Here is a 23,138-nt window from a genome sequence, read left to right on the forward strand (position 1 = left end):
GCGCGAACTCAAGTGCCGATGTTCGTGTACACCAACGCCACGCCGCCATGCTGTCGATGGTAACTTAGCTTTAATGACCCGCCGAGACGTCAGCGCCCGATGCCGGCCGAAGACGCCGGCCGATAGGAGTGTTTAATGAAAAGCCCGCGCATTGCCATTCTTGGCTTCGCGATCGAGTCGAACCGGTTTGCGCCGGTTTCCACACGCGCCGATTTCGTATCGCGTGCGTATCTGCAAGACGCCGCGCTTCTAGCTGATGCGAAAAGCGCGGCACCCGTGATGACGCCGGAAATCCCGGCGTTCGTCCGAACAATGGATGCGATCCGCCCATGGACGCCGGTCCCGATCCTCTTTGCTAACGCGGAGTCTGGCGGACCGGTCGAGCACGGATTCTTCGCCGATACGCTGCGTGAATTCGAGCAGCGGTTGCGGGCGGCGTTGCCGCTTGACGCCGTCTACATCTGTGAGCACGGCGCAGCCATCACGACAGAAGAAGACGATCCCGACGGCGTGGTTTTCACGCTCGTACGCAGCATTGTCGGGCCGGCGGTGCCGATCGTCGCCACCGTCGACCTGCATGCGAACATTTCGGACCGAATGGTCGACGCAGTCGATGCGCTCGTATCGTACCGTCGCAATCCTCACACCGATATGGCCGAGCGAGGTGCCGACGCGGCGCGGATCATGATCGAACTCCTGGACGGTATGCGCACGTCCGTCGCGCATGTGCGAATGCCCGTCTGTTCACCGCCGACGCAGTTGCTGACAGCGCCCGGCACAGGGCCCTATGCAGAAATGATCCGACGCGCTGAAGCGCTCGATGATCCGCGCATCGTGAACATCTCGATTGCAGGCGGCTTCGCATTTGCGGATACGCCGAAGAACGGTCTAACGGTACTTGTCACCACGCGCGGCGATGCGCAGCTCGCGGCCCAGGTTGCGCACGACCTTGCGTCATACGCGTGGCAAGAGCGTGCCGCGTTTACGCCGCAGCTGACGTCCCTCGACGAGGCGGTCCGCGTCGCGAAAGCAACAGGTGACGATGCGTCGCGAACCCCGGTGCTGCTTGCCGACGTAGCCGACAATCCTGGCGGCGGCGGACGCGGCAACACGCCGTTCATTCTCAAGGCACTCCACGAACAGGATGTGCGTGGTGCGATCCTCGGTGTCATCACAGATCCGGATCTCGTGGCGGACGCCTATGTGGCCGGCATCGGGGAAACGTTCCACGCGCGCTTCAACCGCAGCGAAACTACCGTCTATTCAGAGCAGTTCGACGTGCCGGCGCGCGTGGTGCGGCTGCATGACGGCAAAGGTGTCGGCCGGCGCGGACAGTTGGCCGGCTGCAGCTTTGACCTCGGACCGTCGGTTGCGCTGCAGATCGGCGGTGTAACGGTCATCGTCATCAGCAAACGGCACCAGTGCCACGAGCCGATGTTCTTCGAAATGTTTGGCATCGATATCGCCAGCGCCCGCGTTGTAGCGTTGAAGTCGCGCGGCCATTTCAGGGCTGCATTCGATGAATTCTTTTCTGGCGAACAAATCTTGAGCGTCGATGCGCCGGGCCTGACTTCGCCCATTCTCGCGCGTTTCGACTTCAAGAAATTACCGAGGCCCGTCGTACCCATGGACGACATCGCAAATTGGAGCCCGACAGTCCGTGCTGTTCAGCCCCGGAGCGACGCGTGATGAGTGAAATTCGCAATGAAAGCGCCGGCCGCCAGTCGATCGACGAACTCGAAACACCGTGTCTGTTGCTGGATGAAGCACGGATGACGCGCAACATCGAGCGGCTGCGCACACACCTCGGAACGTTGGGCGTGCAGCTTCGGCCGCATCTGAAGACGCCGAAATCGATCGAGGTCGCGCAACGCACGATGGACAGCGCAGCGGGTCCCGCGGCAGTCTCGACGCTTAAGGAGGCCGAGCAGTTCGCCGATGCGGGTGTACGCGACATTCTGTACGCTGTCGGCATCGCGCCGAACAAGCTCGACCGCGTCGCCGCGCTTAGGCGCCGCGGCGTCGACTTGTCGATCGTCGTGGATAACGTCGAGGCCGCGCAGGCGGTGGCGGCAAAGGCGCGCGAGACCGGCGACAAGATTCCGACGCTAATCGAAATAGATAGTGATGGCCACCGCGCTGGCATACCGCCGCAACGTCCCGACGATCTCGTCGCAATCGGCCGCGTGTTGCACGAGGGCGGTGCTGAGTTGCGGGGCGTCCTCACGCATGCGGGCGAGTCCTACAGTTGCAAAAGCCTCGACGAAATAGTGGCGATGGCTGAACGCGAACGCGCGGCGGCGGTAACGTGTGCGCAGACTTTGCGTGCTGCGGGGCTGCCGGCTCCGGTCGTCAGCGTCGGCTCGACGCCGACCGCACACTTTGCGCGCGACCTGACCGGCGTGACGGAAGTACGCGCAGGCGTATTCGTGTTCTTCGATCTCGTCATGGCCGGCCTCGGCGTATGCACGACCGACGACCTCGCGCTCAGCGTGCTTGCGACCGTTATCGGTCATCAGCGCGACAAGGGCTGGATACTCGTTGACGCGGGCTGGATGGCAATGTCGCGCGATCGAGGTACCGCCCGGCAGCGCATCGACCAAGGGTACGGCATTGTCTGCGATGTCGATTCCCGCATATATCCGGATCTGATCATGGTCGAAGCCAACCAGGAGCAGGGAATTCTTGCGCTACGGCCGGGCAGCGGAGCCGTGCTGCCTGATCTGCCGGTCGGCGCTCAGGTGCGGATATTGCCGAATCACGCGTGCGCAACCGGCGCGCAACATGGGGCATATCAGGTCGTACGCCCCGGTTCGCGCGACGTGCTTGCGCGCTGGCAACGATTCAGCGGGTGGTAGACGGAAAGGACCGGTACCGAACGGGGCATGGAACGTGCCGCGTTCACTCCGTGTGCGCAGTCCACACCGAATTCGTCGCACCAGCACCGGACTGTTTCATCCTCGAAGGGGCGCTCCCTTCGGGGCACAGCTGACCGGTTGCTGTGCTCGAACCGCAACTCTTCGATGTCGCGTGCATTTGATAAATGCACCCAGAAAGCGATGGGATGACGAAGCGGTTCGAGTGTTCCATTGCATCACTTAGATGACGGCCCGAGCGAAGGCGCTGTCAAAGAAAGTTTATTGACAGATTGACGAAAAAAATAATAATAGATAATCTGTCTAAATGTTGAAATGTGGATGTAGCAGTAGCCGCGGGTGCGATCTGTTCGTGTCTGTTGACTCGCTGTGTGAACGTCCACCAGGATTTGCACGGTCCCCCCTGCCCCAAGTGTGTTGTTAAGCTATAAAGCGTATGAATAGGAATACTATGTTTCAGCTTCCCACTTATACAGATGTCGCTGCGGCCGCCGAGCGCATCAAGGGGCGAGTGCACAGGACCGCAGTTGTGACCTCGCGCATCGTAGACGAAGAAATAGGCGCGAAGGTCTTCTTCAAGTGCGAATGTCTTCAACGCACGGGTGCCTTCAAATTCCGAGGCGCCTTCAACGCGCTGTCGAAGCTGGACGAGCGCCAACGACGCAATGGGGTGGTCGCTTTTTCATCCGGCAACCATGCGCAAGCCATCGCGCTATCGAGTTTCGTGCTGGGCATTCCCGCCACGCTCGTCATGCCGCACGATGCCCCAGCCGCAAAGCTTGCCGCGACGGAAGCTTATGGCGGCAAGGTGATCTTGTACGACAGATACACGGAAGACCGGGAAGCGATCGGGCGGGCACTCGCCGAAGAGCATGGGCTGACGCTGATCCCATCGTACGATCATCCAGACGTGATCGCCGGTCAAGGAACCGCAGCAATGGAGTTGTTCGAGGAGGTGGGCGATCTCGACGCCTTGTTCGTGCCTCTTGGCGGCGGCGGTTTGCTGGCAGGCTCTGCGCTCTCCGCGGCTGCCCTGGCTCCGAATTGCAAGGTCTACGGTGTTGAGCCAGAGGCTGGCAACGACGGGCAGCAATCGCTCGAGGCCGGTTCCATTGTGCATATCGACACCCCCAAAACCATTGCCGATGGCGCTCAGACTCAGCACCTCGGGGCCTACACGTTCGAGATTATCCGCCGCCACGTCGAAAGCATACACACGGCAACGGACGCGCAATTGATCGCGTGCATGCGCTTTTTTGCAACTCGCATGAAGATGGTGGTCGAGCCAACTGGCTGCCTTGGTTTCGCCGCTCTGCGCGATATGCGGTCGAAGTTGCAAGGGAAGCGTGTCGGCGTACTCGTCAGTGGCGGCAACGTCGATGTGGAGCGCTACTGCGCTTTATTGACGGCTTAGCCAGACACGAAGGAGCTGATATTGAGGCGATGCCCGGGCGCGCAGGGCGGACGAATGCTGCGCTCGGTCAAGTCATCGCTCAACCGTTTTAAGTTGTGCACCACAAGTGCCCGCGTTGCCCCTCGACATCCGGTCGATAACCACCGCTGAAGGCAGTGGGCCCGTCACCCACAGTTAACGGCCAGACCGGCGCTGTTCTTATGACTCTTCGACACTGACATGAAAAATACTCGTGTATTTCCAACAGCCTCAATTCCCTCGACCGGCGAGGTTGAGTCCAGCCACGGACAAATGAGAACCGGGTACTCACCCTCGCGCAAAATCTTCATCCTCGCGAGCCTGCTTTTCTCGTGGATATTGGCGAACGCGGACCGCATTGCGATGACGATCGCGATCATTCCGATCTCAAAGGAGTTCGGTCTGGATTCGAAATCGGCGGGGTATGTGCTCAGTGCATTCTATGTCAGCTACGCTTTGGTGCAACTGGTGGCGGGGTGGCTCTCGGATAGATTCGGATCGAAAGGGGTGCTGATTGGCTGCGTGGCGACATGGTCAATTTTCACGGGTTTGACAGGTATGGTAAGTTCCCTTGGCGCGTTGCTCGTCATCCGCTTTCTCTTCGGACTTGGCGAGGGTGGATTTTCCCCGGCAAGCACGGTGACGATCGCCGAGGTATTTCCAAAGCAGGAGAGAGCGCGGGCGAAGTCCCTGGTCATTGGCGCGATCTTCATCGGCGGAGCTGCGGGGACGGGTTCCATTGCAGCCCTGATCAACGCCCACGGATGGCGCTTTGCCTACCATGTGCTCGGACTGGTTGGTCTGGTGATGGCGCTGATTCTCTGGTATGCGATCAAAGACGTACGGCCTCGCTCGGCCGCCAAACCCGGCGAAAAGAGTGCTCCCAAGTTTCGCTCGCTGGCACGCATGTCGATCATGCGTAAAACGACGATGATCTTTTTCTTCAGTAACATCGTGTTGATTGGGCTGATGTCCTGGATGCCGACGTTCCTGGTGAAGACGAAAAATATCGACATCATCCATGTCGGCGTTGCTTCCGCTATCCCGTATGTCGTGGCATTTATTTCACTGAACATCGTGGGTTGGCTGCTGGATAAGGTCGGTCACGGTCGGGAACGACTGTTCATGGCGACTGGCGGTTTCTGCATCGTGCTATTTCTAGGCTTGATGACGATGAGCGATTCGCTCACCGTGCTTCTCATTTTCTGGACGCTGAGCATGGTTGGCTACACCATGGTGTACGGGACCATCTACGCTATACCGCTCAAGCATCTGCCCGACGAAATGGTCGGCACAGCCGCTGGCGTCATCAATTTCGGCGGACAATGCGCGGCCGCTGTCGCACCCGCGACAATCGGGTTGCTCGTCGGGCATTCGCACGGGTCCTTTACTAGCGCGTTTCTCTTTCTCCTCTGCTCGGGAGTCGGGGTATTCCTTGTCGCGTTGACATGGCGCGTGGAACGATCAGACCGATAACAAAAGAGCCTGGATTTTATTCGCCTCATCCGCTCGGCAGTCCAGAAGCCGGCGGTGCATTCAAGTGCTGCTAACCCTTGCGAATGCGGGGCCGCGCCGGATTGACCTGGTAGCGGATCTGCCCGTTATTCTCAAGTTGGCAGCACGCTTGCTGGAGGTGCTCGACGCTGTTGGATTCGAAAGCAGTCTTCCTGGCTGCTTAACAGAAATCCTTCGCGGGATCATGCAGTCTGCGGACCATTGAATCCTCGCGTATCGCGCTGCGTCGGCCGCCCAGAAAATGCGCCCGGGCTGGACTCTCGGGGCATACAGGTGCTGGGCGGTAACGGAATACTTTCGCAAGGCTGTTTGGCCACGGCGCGCCCGATGATCGTGTGCGCACAGTTGCCGATCCTGAACGCCGGCGAAGCGGAAGCTCGTTAATAAAGGCGATATTCGAGCTTCGTCTAAATAGAAAATCATCAACACGTTTCATTCGACAGGAGCTGGAAATGAAGAAGGTTGTAGTAGCAGCATGTGCAATGTCCGTAATTAGTATTCCTGCATTTTCGCAAAGCTCGGTGACGCTATATGGATTAGTGGACACGTCGCTCAGTTATACAAACAACGTGAACGGGGGCGCTGCATTCCAGGAGACCTCAGGTAAAACCAGTGGTAGCCGATTTGGCTTGCGCGGATCCGAAGATCTTGGCGGAGGGATGCGCGCGATATTCACCCTGGAAAACGGCTTTACAGGAACGAATGGTTTGGCCGGGCAGGGAAATCGCCTCTTCGGTCGGCAGGCGTTCGTTGGTCTCTCCAGCGATAGCATCGGTACCTTCACGTTTGGCCGACAATACAGTCCGATCAGCGACGAGCTCTGCAACTACTTTGCAGCCTGTTTCTTTTCGCCGGCGATGCATATCGGCGACAACGACAACATGAATCAAACGATTCGCATCAACAACTCCGTCAAGTTTCAGTCGAATAATTACGCCGGCTTTACCTTCAACGGACTCTATGGCTTTAGCAATCAGGCTGCGGGGCCGTCCTCACAAGGCTTCGGCAATAACCGCGCCTGGAGCGTCGCGGGAAATTACACGCGCAACGCGTTTTCGGCCGGCGTCGGATATCTTGAGTTCAATCATCCGAACGCCACCAGCAATACGAGCGGCGCTGTCGGGGGAGCATCACCCTCTTCGGGCGACGAGTACAGCAGCAACTTCTTTTACGGTATCGACGGTGGCGTGGCACGGCAACGCATCGGTGCTGCGGGAGCCAGCTATCAATATGGAAAGGCTACCGCCGATTTGGGTTTTACGCGGGTCTGGCTCGACTATAACGACGGCGCGGCGCGAAAGCTGAATAACTACACTGCAACGCTCCGGTATCAGCTGACCGCGCCATTGACATTGCTGGCTGACTACACCTTTACGAGCGGTAGTGCGACGGGGTTGCCTGGTACGGGCGGTGCCGATCTGAAGCCGAAGTGGCATCAGGTGACACTCAGTGCTGACTACTTCCTGAGTAAGCGCACCGATCTTTATGTGGCAATGGAGTATCAGCAGGCGGCGGGTGACGCGTCGACGCTTGTAGGGGGCAAATACGAGCGCATTGCGCAGATCAAGAGCGTTGGCTCGAGCTCTTCGACGGATAAGCAACTGAGCGCTACGGTCGGCATTCGTCACCGGTTCTGACGAACGAAAATGCGCATATAGCCGGCGAAGGCGGTCACTTACGCGTACGCCGGCTGTGCAGGTTGAACGACGGTCCAGGTTGTTGGGCGTCCCGGTTACACGGCGGCCTGAGTGGCTAGCAGGTCCTCGATCCGAACCGGAAGATTGCGCACCCGTACGCCTGTTGCGTGATACACGGCATTGGTAATGGCAGGGGCAATCCCCGCCATACCAATTTCGCCGACGCCGCGCGCACCGAGCGAATTTAACGCAAGGTCCGGATAGTCGAGGAAAGTCACGTCGATCTTCGGCGCATCCGCATGCGTGGTCATGACATAGTCGGCGAGGTTGCGGTTGATCGGGGCCCCCGTGCGTTGGTCGTAGTGCGTTTGTTCAAACAGCGCCATGCCGACGCCCATCACTACCGCCCCTTCGATCTGGTTCAGGGCCGTGCGTGCGTTGATGATCTTACCGCCGTCAATCAGGCTCACTACGCGGTTGACTCGCAATCGTGCTGTCTGCGGCTGCCAGGTCACCTCGATGAAATGCGCGCAGTACGAGTGGATCGACACTTTGGCTGCGTCGGGATCGTCGGCGCTTGCACCGGACCGGCCCCTTCCGGCCACCATATTGATCTGTGCCGGTGCGAGGATCCGCTCGAACGGTACGCCCGCGCCCGGCGAGGTCCCTTTGCGATAGACCATGCCGCGGTCGAACGCGAGCTCAGTGGTCGGCTGGCCCTTGAACGGCGAATTGTCCGCCTGGGCCGCGGCGACCAGAAGTTGTTGAACCGCTGCTTGCGCCGCCTGCGTCGCGGCGGGAACCAGCGATGCGGTCGCCATTGAGCCGCCGGACATCGGTCCGGGTGGCAAACGCGTGTCACCGAGCACCACGGAAACCCGCTCGAGCGGGATGCCCGTCACATTGGCCACCATCTGAGCCAGCACCGTGTAGGTTCCCGTGCCGATATCCTGGCAAGCTGTTGACACGCGCGCAGTCGCATCGGCGTGAAGCTCGACGATGATTTCTGTTGCGAGGCGCCTCGCGGCCCACGACCCCGCTGCAACGCCCCAGCCCACCACCATGCCGTCGCGACGCATGGAGCCGACGGCCGCCGTGCGCTGCGCCCAGCCGAATTTCTCGGCGCCGAGTGTGAGGCACTCCTTGAGATGCCGCGAAGAGAACGGCACGTTCAAACCTTCGTCAATGGCGGGCTCGTTGATCAGACGCAAGCGCACAGGATCGATATTGAGCTTGATGGCGAGTTCGTCGACAGCGGACTCAATGGCGAACAGACCGGGAACGGCGCCAGGGCCTCGCATCGACGTACTGGGTGCGATATCGCGGCGTGCATAGGCCGCAGTCGCGCGCAGGTTAGGTGAGCTGTACAGATAGCCCGTTGTCTCGCCACAGTTCTCCTTACGCATTTCCTTGCGTGAGGTCTGGTAGACGTAGTCTTGCTGAAGCGATGTCAAACGTCCCTCGGGCGTCGCCGACAGGCGCATGCGTTGTTGCGTGTTGGTACGGTGACCAACGTTGTGGAACATCATCGCACGGGTCACCACCAGCTTGACCGGTCGCATCAGATTGCGGGCCGCAGCGGCAGCGAGCAAAGAGTGTGACCACGGAAACAGCTTGCCGCCAAATCCGGACCCCAGGTATTTCATGATCACGCGCACCTGGTCCTGCGACACGCCGAGCATCTGCGCCATGACCAGGCGCTGGTTGACGATCGACTGGGACGTTTCGTAGAAGGTGTAGCTCGTACCATCGAACACGGCCACCGTCGCATGCAATTCGATAGGGTTGTGCGTTTCGATTGGCGTCGTGTAGGTCTGGTCCAGCTTCTGCCCAGCGGGGGCAGCCGCGAACGCGGTATCCACGTCGCCTCGCTGCGTGTCGACGCTCGGTGTCTGCTCTGCCGACATTTCGATGCGGACATCGGGTCGGCTCGACGAATACGCCACCTTCACCGCTCGCGACGCTGCGGTTGCCTGTTCGAACGTATCGGCTACCACCAGGCCGATGTATTGGCCATAGTAGTAGATGTTGTCATCGTCGAACGGCGGGCGCTTTTCGTCGATCTTCATGTCGGGAGCAAAACCGACGCGATAGAACTTGCCGATGTTCTCGCGTGTGAAGACGGCCCGGACCCCCGGCATGCCCGTGGCCGCGGCGGTGTCCAGATGGGTGATGCGCCCCTTGGCGATCGTCGCGCAAACGGGAACGGCGTAAAGCGTCCCGGGCAAGTTGACATCCGACGTATAGGTTGCCGTGCCACTGACTTTAAGCGGTCCGTCAATTCGAGTAAAGTCGCCGCCAATTATCGGTTGCGTTTTATTGCTAGCTAATTGCATATTCTCTCCGCGTCACGACCGCTCATCAGGCAGTTTGTGTGGCAAGTGTGAGTGCGTGCTGGATGCAGCGCTTTGCGAGTTCGACCTTAAAGCCGTTTTGGCTCTGTACGTGCGCCGACTGCAGCGCTGCTTCGGCCGCCGCACCGAAAGCCGTGGCGTCTGGGGTCCGTCCGAGCAATTGGGCTTCTGCCTCTTTTGAGCGCCACGGCCTGACGCCGACGCCGCCCAGTGCGATCCGGATGTGATCGATCTTGCCCGATGAGACCCTCATGACGACCGCTGCGGAGGCCAATGCGAATTCATACGACGCGCGGTCGCGTAACTTGAGATAGACGCTGCGATTGCCGGGCACCGCAGCGGGAAGCGTCACGTGGGTAATGAGCTCGCCGGGGTTGAGCGTGGTTTCGCGTTCGGGCGTGTTCCCGGGCAACAGGAAGAAGTCGTCAATGGCGATGCCCCGCTTGCCCTGCGCGCTTTCGACGTGAATCGTGGCCTCGAGTGCGGTCATCGCGACGCTCATGTCCGACGGGTTGGTCGCGATGCAGTGCTCGCTAGTTCCCAGGATGGCCAGGTTTCGGTTGTACCCGTCAATCGCGGAACAGCCGGTGCCAGGTTCGCGTTTGTTGCATGGCATGACCGTGTCGCGGAAGTAGACACAGCGCGTACGCTGCAAGAGATTGCCCCCGGTCGTCGCCATATTGCGCAGTTGGGCCGATGCGCCGGATAGCAACGCTTGCGACAGGACCGGGTAGTGCATCTTGATCAACGGGTGATTCGCGAGGTCGGCATTGCGGACCGTTGCGCCTATTGTGACGCCACCGCCGTCGATTGCCTCGACCTGATCGAGCGGCAGGCGATGAATGTCGATCACCTGAGTGGGACGCTCGACGTCAAGCTTCATGAGATCGAGCAGCGTCGTCCCTCCCGCGAGGAAGCGGGTCGACGCGCCATCTGGTTGGCTGCTAGCGGCAGTCTGTGCCAGTCCGATCGCCTGGCCAACATTGGCGACGCGTTTTAGCTGAAAGGGTTGCATGCGTGCGCTCCGTTTAGACTTTACGACGAACTTGCTGGATCGCGGACACGATGTTCGAATAGGCACCACAGCGGCAGATATTCCCGCTCATGGCTTCCTTGACATCGTCGTCGTTGTGACCGTAGGGCTCTTTGAGAAGCGCGACGGCGGACATGATCTGCCCTGACGTGCAGTACCCGCACTGGAAGCCGTCATGTTCGACGAAGGCTGCCTGCATCGGATGGAGCGCGCCGGGTTTGCCGATGCCTTCAATGGTTGTGATCGCTTCGCCCTCATGGGTGGCGGCAAGACTCAGGCACGAGTTCACGCGCCTGCCATCGACATGAACCGTACACGCACCGCACTGACCGTGATCGCAACCCTTCTTGGTGCCGGTCAGATGCAGATGTTCGCGCACGCAGTCAAGCAGGGTGGTGCGCGGATCGATATTCAAGTTGTAGTTCGTACCGTTGACATTCAATCGGACCTGCACATTGGCACCGTCCGCGGATGCGTTCGTCGTTACCGGTGCTTTCTGGCTGGTGTCGTCCGAGTCCGCGAATGCAACTGAGTGAAGTTGCCCGGCGCCGATTGCTACCCCGGCAGCACCCACGCGGCCCAGGAACGATCGACGTGTTGGACGTTCAAGCGCAGACGCGGGACTGTCTTCGCTAGCGTCCGGCTGTTGAGACTCTTTGCTCATGAATCTGATTCTCCGCTGAACCATGGATCGATGGAATGCGGATGCCGTTTGCTGTCGGCACTCGCTATGTTGATCATACAAAGCTAGAGTGGCGCCAAGATGGCCGCGAACTGACAGCTAGATGAAACATCGCGATTGTGGGCAACGTATGGGGTTTTTTTCGACCACTCGCGTCGCTTTGACGCAGTCCGACTCGATCTCGTCGGCGTGATTGTGTTGAGCGGGCGCCCTGTACCTTTCGATGACGTCCTTCGCGCATTTAGATTGGTTTGTCTGCAGACGATTGTCGTTGGTTTGCGCAAGAGTGCCTTAACGAAATCGGAAGTTAAATTTCCGTTAGTCAAGCGGTTATCCCGTGAATGTCGTCACGGATCCGGTTACAATTCATTCAATGAATCGATCAATACATGAATGTCATGTCTCCAGTTAGCGATTTGACCAGGCCTGCTGCGCGCATATCACTCGTCGATTCGGCCGCCGACATCCTGCGTGAGCGTATCCGTAGCGGTGTCTGGAAGATAGGCGACAAGCTGCCAATTGAACCTGAACTGGCAATACTCCTTCAGGTCAGTCGTGGCACAGTGCGTGCGGCTGTGCGAAGCCTTGTCGTCGAGGGATTACTGGACGTGCGACAGGGGGCGGGTACCTTCGTGGCATCCGCCACGGAGCGTTCAGCTGAAGTAAAGCGGCTGCGGCGTATGGGCCTGCGGAGTCAGTTCGAGGTACGCCGCGCACTTGAAGTGGAGGCCATGCGCCTGGCGGCGGTGCGGGCAACGGTGCGCGATCTCAAGCAATTGCGCTCATTGCTTAAGAAGCGCAGTCACTGGCTTGGCGTCGATAGTGACAAGGCGAGATTTGTTGCCGACGACTATCTGTTCCACCTGGCTATCTTAAAGGCGGCGCACAATCCCGCACTTCTTGAAACTTACGAATTCCTATCGATCGCGGTGAATGAAACCATCGCATCGACTCTTGAAGTCGACATTCCTGAGCCCGATTACGAGGCGCATCGCTCGTTGATCGACGCCATCGAGTCGCGCTCTCCCGATATAGCGGAAAAGGCAGTCCGCGATTTCATGGATTTCATCCTTGTCGCGCTGCCCGAGGTGTCCCGCTCATGAGCCTGGAAATTTCCGATTCGTCATTGCTTTCCGGTCAGAAGCACACCGGCTCCAGAGAATTGCAGCCTGCCGTGGACATGACGCTTGCAGACGAGCAGTTGATCGACGCGCAGGTTGATTCCGTGCCGCCGCCCAAGGCTGAAGCACTCACCCGTGTTCGCGGGAAGGTATTGCTTGGAGCCAGTCTTGTGCTGGTCGCGCTCAATCTCCGTCCGCTGTTTTCGAGCCTCGGTTCGTTGCTGCCTGAAGTGGCCCGCGCGAATGGCCTTGCGCCCGCGATGGCGAGCGCGCTCACGACCTTGCCGGTCCTGTGCCTTGGCATCTTTGCGCCGGCCAGTCCTGCGCTCGCACGCCGGTTTGGCGCCGAACGGATCATTTTCTGGCTGATGCTGCTGCTTGCGGTTGGTACCGCGTTGAGGGTGACCGGTCCGATCGTCGCGCTGTTCGCGGGCACGATCCTCGCTGGCGCCTCGATCGCGGTCATTAACGTGCTGCTGCCCGGCCTGATCAAACGGGACTTCGCCGAACGTACTGGTCTGATGGCGGGACTGTACACGATGGCGTTATGCGCGGGTGCCGCCATGGCGGCCGGATTGACCGTGCCACTCGAGCGGCGGTTCCACGGTGCATGGGCGCCCGCGCTCGCCTTCTGGGCATTACCGGCTCTCGTCGCAGCACTCTGCTGGCGTCCTCATTTGAGCTCGCCGCAAGTGGTCAGTCATCAAGGGCGGATCGTGTCGCGTGGCCTGTGGAAGTGCCCACTTGCATGGCAGGTCACGATCTTCATGGTGCTTCAGTCGATGCTGTCATTCACCGTCTTTGGATGGCTGGCTCCGATCCTGCGCGATCGCGGTGTGCCGGCCGACCACGCAGGTCTGGTGGTGTCGGTCTCGGTGATCCTGCAGACATTGGCGTGCCTGGTAGCGCCTGCTATGGCAGCGAAGCTTCCAAACCAGCGTGTGCTCAATGCCGTCGTGGTTGTACTGGCTGTCAGTGGCTTCCTTGGCTGTCTGTTTGCTCCACTTTCAACGCTGTGGTTCTGGGCGGTTGTGCAAGGGCTCGGTCAGGGCGCGCTCACCTCGGTAGCGTTGACGCTGATTGTGCTGCGCTCGAAAAACGCACACATCGCCGCCGAACTTTCGGGGATGGTGCAGGGGGTTGGCTATGGCGTCGGAGCGGCGGGCCCGCTGTTGGTTGGTGTGTTGCATGGATGGACGGGAAATTTCGATAGCGTGGGATGGATGTTCGCCGCGGTTGGGGTCACTGCTATCGTCTTTGGGTTCCTTGCAGGGCGCGCACGTCACGTGAAGGGCGTGTTGTACGAAATCCGCACGATCGAGCGGATAGTCACTGAAGTGTGACCCGGGTACAGCGATGCGCTCGCACGATGTAATCAGGGAGAGGAGGGAATCAAATCTCGCGGCCGCCCACCAGGCGCCGCTGAACTGTCTTCGTGCGGTCTGGTCTCTGGCATCCACACCGCGAAGAATACGAGTGCGAGCGCACTGATAGCGGCCAATGTCAGAAATCCTGTCGTAAAGCCGAACTTCTCGACAACATATCCCCCTGTTACGTTACTCATCGCCGCGCCAATGCCGACAGCCAGCGCCACGAGTCCCTGTGCAAGGTTGAAACGGCCGGTGCCGCGCATCAGGTCAGATGCGATCACTACAGCCATTACGCCGAAGATGCCGGCGGCCACTCCGTCAAGCAGTTGAATGGCGACCACAGCATAGGGGCTGCTGGTCACCGAAAACAGAACCCCTCGCACGGGCAGCACGGCCATCGCAACCAGGAAGATCTTCTTTCGTCCGATACCTTTGCGCATTGCGTGGCCGACCGTGGCGGCGACGGCGACCATCACGAGTTGTGCGGCGATGATGCATGCGCTGAGTGCGATGACATCCATTCCGGGATGAAGCTTTGCGATGACCTGGCCCGCGAGCGGCAACATCGCGGCATTGCCGAAGTGAAAGAGAATGACCGAGATGATGAACACCTTGAGATCCCGCCTTTTCCACAGTTCCTTGAACGCAATAGGTCTGCGGTGATCCTCGGTGTTCGAGGCGCTTTCCGCGCCCCGAGCGAGCGCGTGGTCGATCTCCTTCGGCTTGATAAGCAGAACCACGAGCGCGCTCGCGACCGCGAATCCACATATCAGATAGAACAGCCAGATGACCCCCACATACTGCCCCAAGCCGCCCGCCAGAACCGCGGCCGCAAAGTTGCCTGCATGATTAAACCCTTCATTGCGGCTGATCCGGGCGGGCAGCAAACGATGGCCCACAACGCCAAGGCTCAGTGCCGCAAGGCAAGGGGGAATGATCGCGGAGGCGGCGCCGAGGGTAATTTGCGCTGCAAGGACGGCCGGCAGCTTGGGGAAAAACGCAATCAGAAGGCATGCGGTGCCCACCAGCAAGCCGGAAGTCGCAACCAGCAGCCGCTTGACACGAACTGCATCGACAAGCAGGCCTGCCGGAATCTGGCAGATGGCCGCTGCGATGCCGCTCGCGGCCATGACAAGGCCGATGTTGCCCGCCCCCCAATGTTGCGTGCCTTTGAGGTACACGGACAGGAACGGGCCAAGTCCATCCCGCACGTCAGCCATCAGAAAATTTAGCCCGTCCAGACCCCGAAGGCTCCGTGACGACGGCGACTTCGGGGCCTCGTCATTGACTGGCGTCTGTTCTGAGTGCGGGCTCATCACTTTCTCCCATCACGATCTGGCCGGACGTGCCAGAGGTCAGCTGCGAGTCCATATGGCGTGGGAAGTAGACATTGAGGACATGATGCTCTCCGTTGCACGACACGGAGACACCCGCAAGCGCTATGCCATGCGACTAACCTTCCCGGACGGAGCCTTGGGCCGATATCTGCCGGATGACCATTTCCGCTCAAGCAGGGTCAGGATGATTTGCCACGGATGCCTTCCCGCGGAAGCTTTGCGGGGCGGCGACCTGCGCTGCGGCGTGCAGTGATTTGCGCTTGAGCGGGCACGCCTGCGTAGCCAGCCGGAGAGCGTATATTTTTTACTTCACGCTGCTGCGCCACAGCCATTCGTTCATAGCGCGCGTGCCGCCAACACATCGCTGATATGCGGCTCCGCCAGGGCCCGGGTAACAGTCTGGCTGGCAGCGACGACCTCGGGCGCCAAGGCGGCAAACGCGGGCTCATCAAGGTCTAGCGTGGACGCCGCCAGAACGAGGCTGCCTACCACGTCGCGCTGTCGGTTAAAAAGAGGCGCGCCGATCGCGGCGATCCCGGTATGAAACTCACTCACGGTGCGCACATAGCCCATTGCGCGGATGTCCCGCAGTGTGTTGCGAAAACTCTCCCAATCGTCTCCGAGGGCAGCCCGCTGAATGACTTCGCGGTGCTTGGCGAACAGACTTTTCAATTGATGCGTTGGCAGCCACGCCAAAATGGCTTTGGCGGCCGCACCGGTAAACAGAGGCCGACTCTGGCCGCGATCAAACAAATTCTCAAGGTTTTCGCTATTCAACTGGCGTTGAACGCATACCACGGAATCGCCGAACAATTCGCATAACAAAGTACTAAAGCCGGTCTTGTGCGCGAGGCGTCGAATCGCCGGCGTGCCGGCGACATAAATCGGATCCGAAACGCGATGCGTGCGATCCAGATCGAGGATGCGCGGGCCGAGCGCATAGGAGCCGTTGGCCACCCGGGTCAGGAAACCCGCCTCGTGCAGCGCCTTGATATACCGGTAGCCCGTCGACGCAGGGCAGGCCATGTGCTCAATCAAGGCATCCGATGGCCACACTGGCATGTCGGGTGTGAAAAGATCCAGCAAGGAAAGAAGACGGGCGAGGCCACTCATGGGCGAATACAGTCGGTAATGAAGAGTCGGGGAATGGGAGGTTCCGATAAACCTTCATTATGAACGACTCGCGCCACATCCCCTGCGGGCGTCTGGCATTTTCGCTTAGGCCGCGCTACATCATGGCCAGCGTATCGACCACGTGCCAGCCCAAGAAGGGCGTCAGGGCCAAGACAGGGTGCCCGGTGGCATCGCGAACTCGTCAAGTGAATTTGGGGCGTGCAATGAATGCGTCCTACGGCTTGCACGGACTTGCACTCTCCCGCGAAGATTGATAAAGTTTCCCACATTTAGAGAATCTTTGTGGTTCGTATTTTCACCTTATCTGAGTGTGACGCTTATCGGGAGGCGCTGTGTCAAACGAACTCAATGCAATCGTGCGCAACAACTTGAAGGAGAAAATGCGCGGGGGAGGTGTCGCGTCGTCGATGATGGTCCGGTTGGTACGCACCGTCGAAATAGCCAGAATTGCGAAGACCGCCGGCTTTGATTCGTTCTATGTCGACCTGGAGCACAGCAGCATCACGCTGGACGCATGCGCGCAAATGTGCATGACGGCTCTCGAAATCGGCATCGCGCCGCTCGTTCGGGTACCGGCCAAAACGCCGGAATACATCTCGCGGGTATTGGATGGCGGGGCGCAAGGCATCATCGCGCCGCACATTCTCTCGGCTGAGGATGCACGACGGGTGGTGTCATATGCCAAGTTCGCGCCGTTGGGCGAGCGTTCGGCCAACTCCGGACTGCCCCATCTGCAGTACCGCAATTTCCCCACTGCCGCGGCCAATGCCGCTTTGAACGACGCCACCATGGTCGTGGTGCAGATAGAAACGGTGAGCGCGCTCGATCAGGTTGACGCGATCGCCGCAGTGGACGGGGTCGACCTGATCCTCGTTGGCACCAACGATCTGATCGCGGATATGGGGATCCCCGGCGAGTACGAGCACAAGAATGTGCGCGACGCCTATGAGCGTGTCATCGCCGCATGCAACAGGCACGGCAAGTTCGCCGGCGTGGGCGGACTCGCATCGCGTCCGCAGCTGATCGCCGATTTTGTCGGCATGGGCGCGCGCTATGTCTCGACCGGCACCGACCTGTCGTTTCTGGTCGCGGCATGCACACAGCGCGCCAAAATGGTCGATGACCTCGCCATTCCCAAACCGCTTTGACGGCATCCCATTCCGGTGGCGCGGCCTCCGTGTCTTTCAAAACATCGAATCGAGGTTAACGTCTGGGCATGACCATTACCGAGAAAATCCTGGCGCATGCGGCTGGCAAAGCTACCGTGAAGCCCGGCGATTTTCTCGATTGCAAGGTCGACCAGGTTTCGACCATGGATGTGCAGGGCAAATTGGTGCTCAACACGCTGAACAAGCTCGGCGTCACCATTGGGGCTACACGATATATACACTGATCGCCGCAGCAGTATTAGGGGTGCTTGCAACCCTGCTGATTCGTCCGTCCCAGAAAATCAGCTGAATAGAAAGCGACCCTATCGAAAAATAGCTTTTCCCGTTCAGTCTGAGTTGCATGGAAAGGGAAATGAGCTACACCATTTCAAGTTCTCGGTATGGCGGTGGCGGCATCTTGACGGTGATTTCGTCGCCCGAGGTTACCGGTCCCGCTGTGGTCACAACAGCCATCACGCCGGCCTTTCGCAAGAGCTTTCCTTCCGGCGAGCGACCAAGAACGGCTTTCATGAGCCCAGCCTGGAAATGATCTATTTGCGCGCACGGGTTTCTCAGGCCAGTGAGCGTGACGACCGAATGCTCGCCGATATGTAATTCAGTACCCACGGGCAACGAGAGAAGATCAAGCCCGTGCGTCGTGATGTTTTCGCCGAGATCACCAGGTCGGACGCTATACGCCTTTTCCGATAGCTCGTCGAATAATTCACCGTGGATGAGGTGCACCTGGCGTAGATTGGGTTGCGTGGGATCTCGAGCGACACGAGAGCGGTGTTTAACCGTGGCGCCACAGTGAGCATCGCCTTCAACACCCAGCCCTTTCAGCAACATGATCTGCCAAACGGATTGTTTGGAAAATGTGTGTGAGGCATTAACGTGAACCGCAATGACTTTTCCGTTCATTATCGAGTGAGCTTTAACGATTGGGCGTGGTGACAAGGGCATGCAGGGGTTAGTTCAGCCAGTCGCAGCGGTGGAGCATTCCCCAGCGCATGGTTGTAGATGCGAAACCGACAGGCCCAGATGACTCATTGCGGGTCCACGCTCGTCAAAATCCGAGCGTAATGCCCGCGCATCCGATTTGCACCTGAACCCTCACACACCCTCAACGAGACTACAGCGGCAGTTCGGTCTTCCGGCGGCGCGGCTTGGCCGGATCGGGCCGTGCGCACGGCAGGAATTCGCCGCGTCCGGCATCGCCGCACGGCTTTTCGCCGTCCCACACCACGTCGCCGCGCGACATCGTCAAGGCGGGCCACGCGCTCAGATGCATGCCTTCGTACGGCGTGTAATCGACGTTGTGATGCAGCTTCGCGTTTTCCAGATGGAACGTGCGGCTCTCGTCCCAGATGACGAGGTCGGCGTCCGCGCCAATCGCGATGCTGCCCTTGCGCGGATAGAGACCGTAGAGCTTCGCCGCGTTGGTCGAGGTCAGCGCAACGAAGCTTTGCGGTGTGATGCGGCCGGTGCGCACGCCTTCGGACCACAGCAAAGCCATGCGAGTCTCCACGCCGGGAATGCCGTTGGCGATCTGGTCGAACGAGACAGCTTCGCCATGCGCTTTCTTGCCGTCCGGACCGTCGTAGCGGAACGGCGCGTGATCGGACGAGAACACTTCGAACGCGCCGTTTTCAAGTCCGTCCCAGATCACCTGCTGGTTGGCCTTGTCGCGCGGCGGCGGGCTGCAGATGCACTTCGCGCCTTCGAAGCTGTCGTCACAGCCGAGCGAGTCTGCGGTCAGAAAGAGATACTGCGGGCAGGTTTCGCCGTACACCTTGAGACCGTGGCTTTGCGCCCAGCGGATCTGCTCGACCGCTTCACGGCCCGACACGTGCACGATCAGGATCGGCACGTCCACCAGTTCGGCGAACGCGATCGCCCGATGCGTCGCCTCGCGTTCCACCAGCATGGGCCGTGACGTCGCGTGATAGCGTGGCGCGGTATGACCGGCGGCGAGCAGCCGTTCGGTCAGCCACGCGATACAGTCTGCGTTCTCCGCATGGATCATCACCATCGCGCCCTCGCTGCGCGCGACCGAGAGCGTGTCGAGCATTTCGCGATCACTCAGCTTGAGCGCGTCGTAGGTCATGTAGATCTTGAACGACGTGTAGCCTTCGGCGATCAACGCGGGCAACTCGTCGCGCAGAATCTCCGGCGTCGGGTCGGTGACGATCAGGTGGAACGCATAGTCGATCACTGGCTTCCTGCCCGCGCGGCGATGGTAGTCATCGATCGCTTCGCGCAGCGTGTGGCCTTTCTGCTGGCACGCGAACGGAATCACGGTCGTGGTGCCGCCGCAGGCTGCGGACGTGGTGCCGGAGAGGAAGTCGTCGGCCATGATCGAGCCGTCGCCGGTGGGCTGATCGAAGTGAACGTGGCTGTCGACGCCGCCGGGCGTCACGTGCCGTCCAGCCGCGTCGATTTCGCGCGCGCCGGCTTCGAGATGCAGGCCGAGCGCGACGATGCGGCCATCGCGAATGCCGATGTCGCTGGTGAAGATGTCCGCGGCCGTGACCACGCGGGCGTTGCGAATGACGGTATCGAAGGTTTGCATGTCAAATTTCCTGAACGAGCCGGCCCCAGCCGGTGATGCGGCGTGTATCGACGCCGCAGCGGCGCAGCATGTCCCATACGACGGTGGTGACGGTGTCGAACACCGGCACGCCGTGTTGCGCTTCCCAGTGCGCAACGCGGTGCGCGGCGTAAAGATTGGTGCAGAAGGTCGTAACCGCTTGCGCGCCGCCGGCCACCACCTCGGCCACTTGACGGTCGAGCGTTGCTTCGTCGACCAGCGCGAAGGCGAAGTTTTCCTGCAGATCCAGATGGCTTTCGCGGCTCGCATCAATGCCGAGCGCGGCGTAGTTCGCGACAATCTTCTGCTGCACGTCCGCGAGATACGGCGAGACGAGGCCGAGCCGGCGAATGCCGAACGCCTCCAGCGCGCGATTGAGCGCGAGCACGGACGTGCTGGCGGGAATGCCCGTCGTCTCCGTGATCGCGGCGCACAGCGCTTCGTCCTGATCGAAGCCAAGCCAGCCGGCGGACGTGCCGCTCCAGCCAATCATGTCGACATGCGCATCGGCGAGCAGGCGCGCGGCATCGAGAATGCGTTCGCGCTGGAACTGGCCGAGCGCGTCGGGACTGAGCGCGATCTGCGTGACGGAAAAACGCGCGAAATGCACGCTGACTTCAGGCAGCCCGGCTACCAGCGCCTGCGTCAGCGGTTCGAGGGAAGTATTGGATGAGGGCGTCAGAATGCCCAGACGGATGCGTCGGCTCATGAACGGATAGTGGAAACAGGGGGATAAGGGCGAAGCGGATTCGGGCAGCGCCGCCAGACGGCATCGACGGCGCGTTGAGCGTCGGCGCGGATCTGGTGTTCGTCGACACATAGCGCGCGGCCTTGCTCGATCACGAGCCGGCCGTCGACGATGACACTTTCCACGTCCGCGCCGGTGGCATTGTGCACGAGATTGCCGAGCGGATCGATGCTCGGCGTGAGATGCAGTTGGCGAAAATCGAAGATTGCCAGATCGGCGAGCCGGCCGACCTCGAGTGTGCCGAGACGCGCGCCCCAGCCGAGCGCGGCGGCGCCATGGCGCGTGGCCATCGCGAACACGTTTGACGGTTGCCAGTCGTTGTCCACCGCGCCGGCTTGCAGACGGCCCATCGCGAGCGCCCAGCGCATCACGTCGATCATGTCGCCGTGCATGGTGTCGGTGGCGAGGCACAACGGCGCGCCGGCGTCGAGCAGGCGGCGCGTCGGTGCGATACGCCCTGACATCGCGTTGCCGAGCGGAATGTGCACCACGTGCGCGCCGCTTCGGCCCAGACGCGCGATGTCGGCGTCGTCGACGTGAATGCAGTGGCCTGCGAGCAGCCGGCCGTCGAGCAGGCCGATTTCGTCGAGCAATTCCACCGGCGAGCGACCATGCTGCTGACGGACCCAGTCGACTTCATCCGTGCTTTGCGCGAGGTGCGTGCTGATCGGCAGATCGTGACGGCGGGCTAGCGTGGCGATGTCTTCGAGCAGCGCGACTGAACAGGTGTCCGGCGCATGCGCGGTGAGGTGCGCCTGGATGCGGCCGTTCGCCTGACCGGCCCAACGCGCGACGAACGCGTCGGCACGTTCCAGCTGGCGCTCGCCGCGGGCGCGGTCAAAGCGCCGTTCGCCAGCCAGCACCGACGCGAAATCCACGTCCGCGAGCCGCTGGCTGGCGAACACCCGCACGCCGGTCTGCGCGATACCTTCGACGGTTGCCTCCGCATGCACGAAACTGTCCGCAAGCGTCGTGCAGCCGGCGCGCAGCGCTTCGAGCGCGCCGAGCCGCGACAGCGCGCGGGCTTCTTCAGCGTCGAGCCACGAGGCTTGCGGCAACCCCGGCGTATAGGACGGCGCGAAGCCGCAATCCGGCGCCACGCCACGCACAAAGTTCAGGCCCGCGTGATAGTGCGCGTTGACGAATCCCGGCGTCACAACGCGTCCCGGCAGCGACAGCGTGCGCGCCGCCGCGGGCCGCGCGTCGCCGATATAGGCGATGTGCGCGCCACGAATGCCGAGTTGCGCCGCGCGGGCCGAGCCGTCGGCGAAAATCAGCGTCGCATCCGCGATCAGCAGATCGAGCGGGCCGTTCGGGACGGGCGTGTCGTGCGTGCTCATGCCGCCATCCAGCCGCCGTCCACCATCAGCGTGGTGCCGGTCGTGAAAGTCGAGAGGTCGCTGCACAGAAACAGCACCGCGCGCGCGACGTCGTCCGGCTGTCCGAGACGCGGCCAGGGCGTGCGCCGGTTGGCGCGTTCGAGCACGGCCGGGTCGACCGCACGGCCGCCGGCGCCGGTCTGGATCTTGCCCGGCGCGACGGCGTTGCAGACGATGCCGTGCGGCGCGTAATCGGTGGCGATCTGGCGCGTCATATAGTCGATCGCGGCCTTGGTCGTGCCGTAGCCGAGGTCGCCTGGCGCGGCGATCATGCCGTGCTGTGACGACAGATTGACGATCCGCCCGCGCACGTCGTCTTCAGGCGCTTGCTGAATCATCTGCCGGACGGCCGCGCGGCAGCAGCGGAATACGCCTGTCAGATTGACGTCGAGAAGACGTTGCCAGTGTGCGTCTTCGAGTTCCAGCAGCGGCCGTGCGTGACGAACACAGGCGTTGTTGACCAGCACGTCGAGCCGCCCGAAGCGCTCGACCGCGTGCGCCACCAGCGCATCGACCTGTGCCGTGTCGGATACGTCGGTCGCGACGAAATGGGCGTGGCCGCCATCGCGCGCGATCAGTGCGGCGGTCGGCACGCCGCCTTCGATCACGTCCGTCGTGACGTCGGCGATCACGACCGTCGCGCCGTTGACGGCGAGCTGGCGCGCAGTCGCCCGGCCGATGCCCGACGCGGCGCCAGTGACGATGCATACCTTGCCGGCCATGTTCACGCTTGCGGCCGGGGAGGGCGAGGGTAGGGTCATGACGTTACTCGTACAATCGCG

19 protein-coding genes are annotated in these 23,138 nt (G+C 60.9%); 9 read left to right on the plus strand and 10 right to left on the minus strand.

Features of this window, described 5'->3' with window-relative positions; genetic code table 11:
* Positions 1–135 precede the first annotated feature (135 nt).
* The 5 genes from P0D84_RS47720 (at position 136) to P0D84_RS47740 (ending at position 7,460) form a co-directional block, all read left to right on the plus strand.
* Positions 136–1,689: a M81 family metallopeptidase gene (locus P0D84_RS47720; protein WP_408351288.1), complete on the plus strand. Its 1,554-nt coding sequence runs from the start codon at positions 136–138 to the stop codon at positions 1,687–1,689.
* Positions 1,689–2,858, plus strand: a complete 1,170-nt coding sequence (locus P0D84_RS47725; protein ID WP_408351291.1) for a DSD1 family PLP-dependent enzyme — start codon at positions 1,689–1,691, stop codon at positions 2,856–2,858. The genes P0D84_RS47720 and P0D84_RS47725 overlap by 1 nt, the downstream gene beginning before the upstream one ends.
* Before the next feature lie 469 nt (positions 2,859–3,327).
* Positions 3,328–4,290 carry a threo-3-hydroxy-L-aspartate ammonia-lyase gene (locus P0D84_RS47730; protein WP_408351294.1) on the plus strand — a complete coding sequence of 321 codons (963 nt, stop codon included), beginning with the start codon at positions 3,328–3,330 and terminating at the stop codon, positions 4,288–4,290.
* 219 nt (positions 4,291–4,509) lie between these two features.
* Positions 4,510–5,784, plus strand: coding sequence for an MFS transporter (locus P0D84_RS47735; RefSeq protein ID WP_408351297.1), 1,275 nt, complete (start codon positions 4,510–4,512; stop codon positions 5,782–5,784).
* A 491-nt stretch (positions 5,785–6,275) separates the two neighbouring features.
* Positions 6,276–7,460: a porin gene (locus P0D84_RS47740; protein WP_408351300.1), complete on the plus strand. Its 1,185-nt coding sequence runs from the start codon at positions 6,276–6,278 to the stop codon at positions 7,458–7,460.
* 95 nt (positions 7,461–7,555) lie between these two features.
* On the opposite strand, the gene P0D84_RS47745 is transcribed toward P0D84_RS47740, so the two are convergent.
* From P0D84_RS47745 to P0D84_RS47755, 3 genes are read right to left on the minus strand one after another with little or no spacing between them, the layout of a single operon-like run.
* Positions 7,556–9,796, minus strand: coding sequence for a xanthine dehydrogenase family protein molybdopterin-binding subunit (locus P0D84_RS47745; RefSeq protein WP_408351303.1), 2,241 nt, complete (start codon positions 9,794–9,796; stop codon positions 7,556–7,558).
* 25 nt (positions 9,797–9,821) lie between these two features.
* Positions 9,822–10,829: an FAD binding domain-containing protein gene (locus P0D84_RS47750; protein ID WP_408351306.1), complete on the minus strand. Its 1,008-nt coding sequence runs from the start codon at positions 10,827–10,829 to the stop codon at positions 9,822–9,824.
* A 13-nt stretch (positions 10,830–10,842) separates the two neighbouring features.
* Complete coding sequence (locus P0D84_RS47755; RefSeq protein WP_408351309.1) at positions 10,843–11,511, minus strand: (2Fe-2S)-binding protein; 669 nt, start codon at positions 11,509–11,511, stop codon at positions 10,843–10,845.
* Between the two features lie 407 nt (positions 11,512–11,918).
* On the opposite strand from P0D84_RS47755, the gene P0D84_RS47760 reads away from it, so the two are divergent.
* Positions 11,919–12,632 carry a FadR/GntR family transcriptional regulator gene (locus P0D84_RS47760; RefSeq protein WP_408351312.1) on the plus strand — a complete coding sequence of 238 codons (714 nt, stop codon included), beginning with the start codon at positions 11,919–11,921 and terminating at the stop codon, positions 12,630–12,632.
* Positions 12,629–13,993 carry a CynX/NimT family MFS transporter gene (locus P0D84_RS47765; RefSeq protein ID WP_408351315.1) on the plus strand — a complete coding sequence of 455 codons (1,365 nt, stop codon included), beginning with the start codon at positions 12,629–12,631 and terminating at the stop codon, positions 13,991–13,993. The genes P0D84_RS47760 and P0D84_RS47765 overlap by 4 nt, the downstream gene beginning before the upstream one ends.
* Before the next feature lie 32 nt (positions 13,994–14,025).
* Here the strand turns inward: P0D84_RS47765 and P0D84_RS47770 are convergent, their stop codons facing one another.
* Positions 14,026–15,336 (minus strand): MFS transporter, encoded by a 1,311-nt coding sequence (locus P0D84_RS47770; protein ID WP_408351319.1) that lies wholly within the window; start codon positions 15,334–15,336, stop codon positions 14,026–14,028.
* A gap of 357 nt (positions 15,337–15,693) precedes the next feature.
* Positions 15,694–16,470, minus strand: coding sequence for an IclR family transcriptional regulator (locus tag P0D84_RS47775; RefSeq protein ID WP_408351322.1), 777 nt, complete (start codon positions 16,468–16,470; stop codon positions 15,694–15,696).
* 353 nt (positions 16,471–16,823) lie between these two features.
* Here P0D84_RS47775 and P0D84_RS47780 point away from each other — a divergent pair, with 353 nt between their 5' ends.
* Positions 16,824–17,639: an HpcH/HpaI aldolase family protein gene (locus tag P0D84_RS47780; RefSeq protein WP_408351325.1), complete on the plus strand. Its 816-nt coding sequence runs from the start codon at positions 16,824–16,826 to the stop codon at positions 17,637–17,639.
* Positions 17,640–17,707: 68 nt separating this feature from the next.
* Positions 17,708–17,884, plus strand: coding sequence for a hypothetical protein (locus tag P0D84_RS47785; protein ID WP_408351328.1), 177 nt, complete (start codon positions 17,708–17,710; stop codon positions 17,882–17,884).
* A 133-nt stretch (positions 17,885–18,017) separates the two neighbouring features.
* Here P0D84_RS47785 and P0D84_RS47790 read toward each other — a convergent pair whose 3' ends face one another.
* The 5 genes from P0D84_RS47790 to P0D84_RS47810 all read right to left on the minus strand — a co-directional run bounded on the left by P0D84_RS47790 (position 18,018) and on the right by P0D84_RS47810 (position 23,117).
* Complete coding sequence (locus tag P0D84_RS47790; RefSeq protein ID WP_408351331.1) at positions 18,018–18,560, minus strand: MOSC domain-containing protein; 543 nt, start codon at positions 18,558–18,560, stop codon at positions 18,018–18,020.
* A gap of 211 nt (positions 18,561–18,771) precedes the next feature.
* Positions 18,772–20,211 carry a dihydropyrimidinase gene (hydA, locus tag P0D84_RS47795; RefSeq protein WP_408351334.1) on the minus strand — a complete coding sequence of 480 codons (1,440 nt, stop codon included), beginning with the start codon at positions 20,209–20,211 and terminating at the stop codon, positions 18,772–18,774.
* Position 20,212: 1 nt separating this feature from the next.
* The gene (locus tag P0D84_RS47800) at positions 20,213–20,938 is read right to left on the minus strand and encodes a maleate cis-trans isomerase family protein (RefSeq protein ID WP_408351337.1); all 726 of its coding nucleotides are present in this window, start codon (positions 20,936–20,938) and stop codon (positions 20,213–20,215) included.
* Positions 20,935–22,317, minus strand: a complete 1,383-nt coding sequence (locus tag P0D84_RS47805) for an amidohydrolase family protein (RefSeq protein WP_408351340.1) — start codon at positions 22,315–22,317, stop codon at positions 20,935–20,937. The genes P0D84_RS47800 and P0D84_RS47805 overlap by 4 nt, the downstream gene beginning before the upstream one ends.
* Entirely contained in the window at positions 22,314–23,117 is an 804-nt protein-coding gene (locus P0D84_RS47810; protein ID WP_408351345.1) for an SDR family NAD(P)-dependent oxidoreductase, read from the minus strand. Before P0D84_RS47810 ends, P0D84_RS47805 begins: the two co-directional genes overlap by 4 nt.
* Positions 23,118–23,138 lie beyond the last annotated feature (21 nt).

This window comes from Paraburkholderia sp. RL17-337-BIB-A (assembly GCF_046025895.1).
GTDB lineage: Bacteria > Pseudomonadota > Gammaproteobacteria > Burkholderiales > Burkholderiaceae > Paraburkholderia > Paraburkholderia fungorum_C.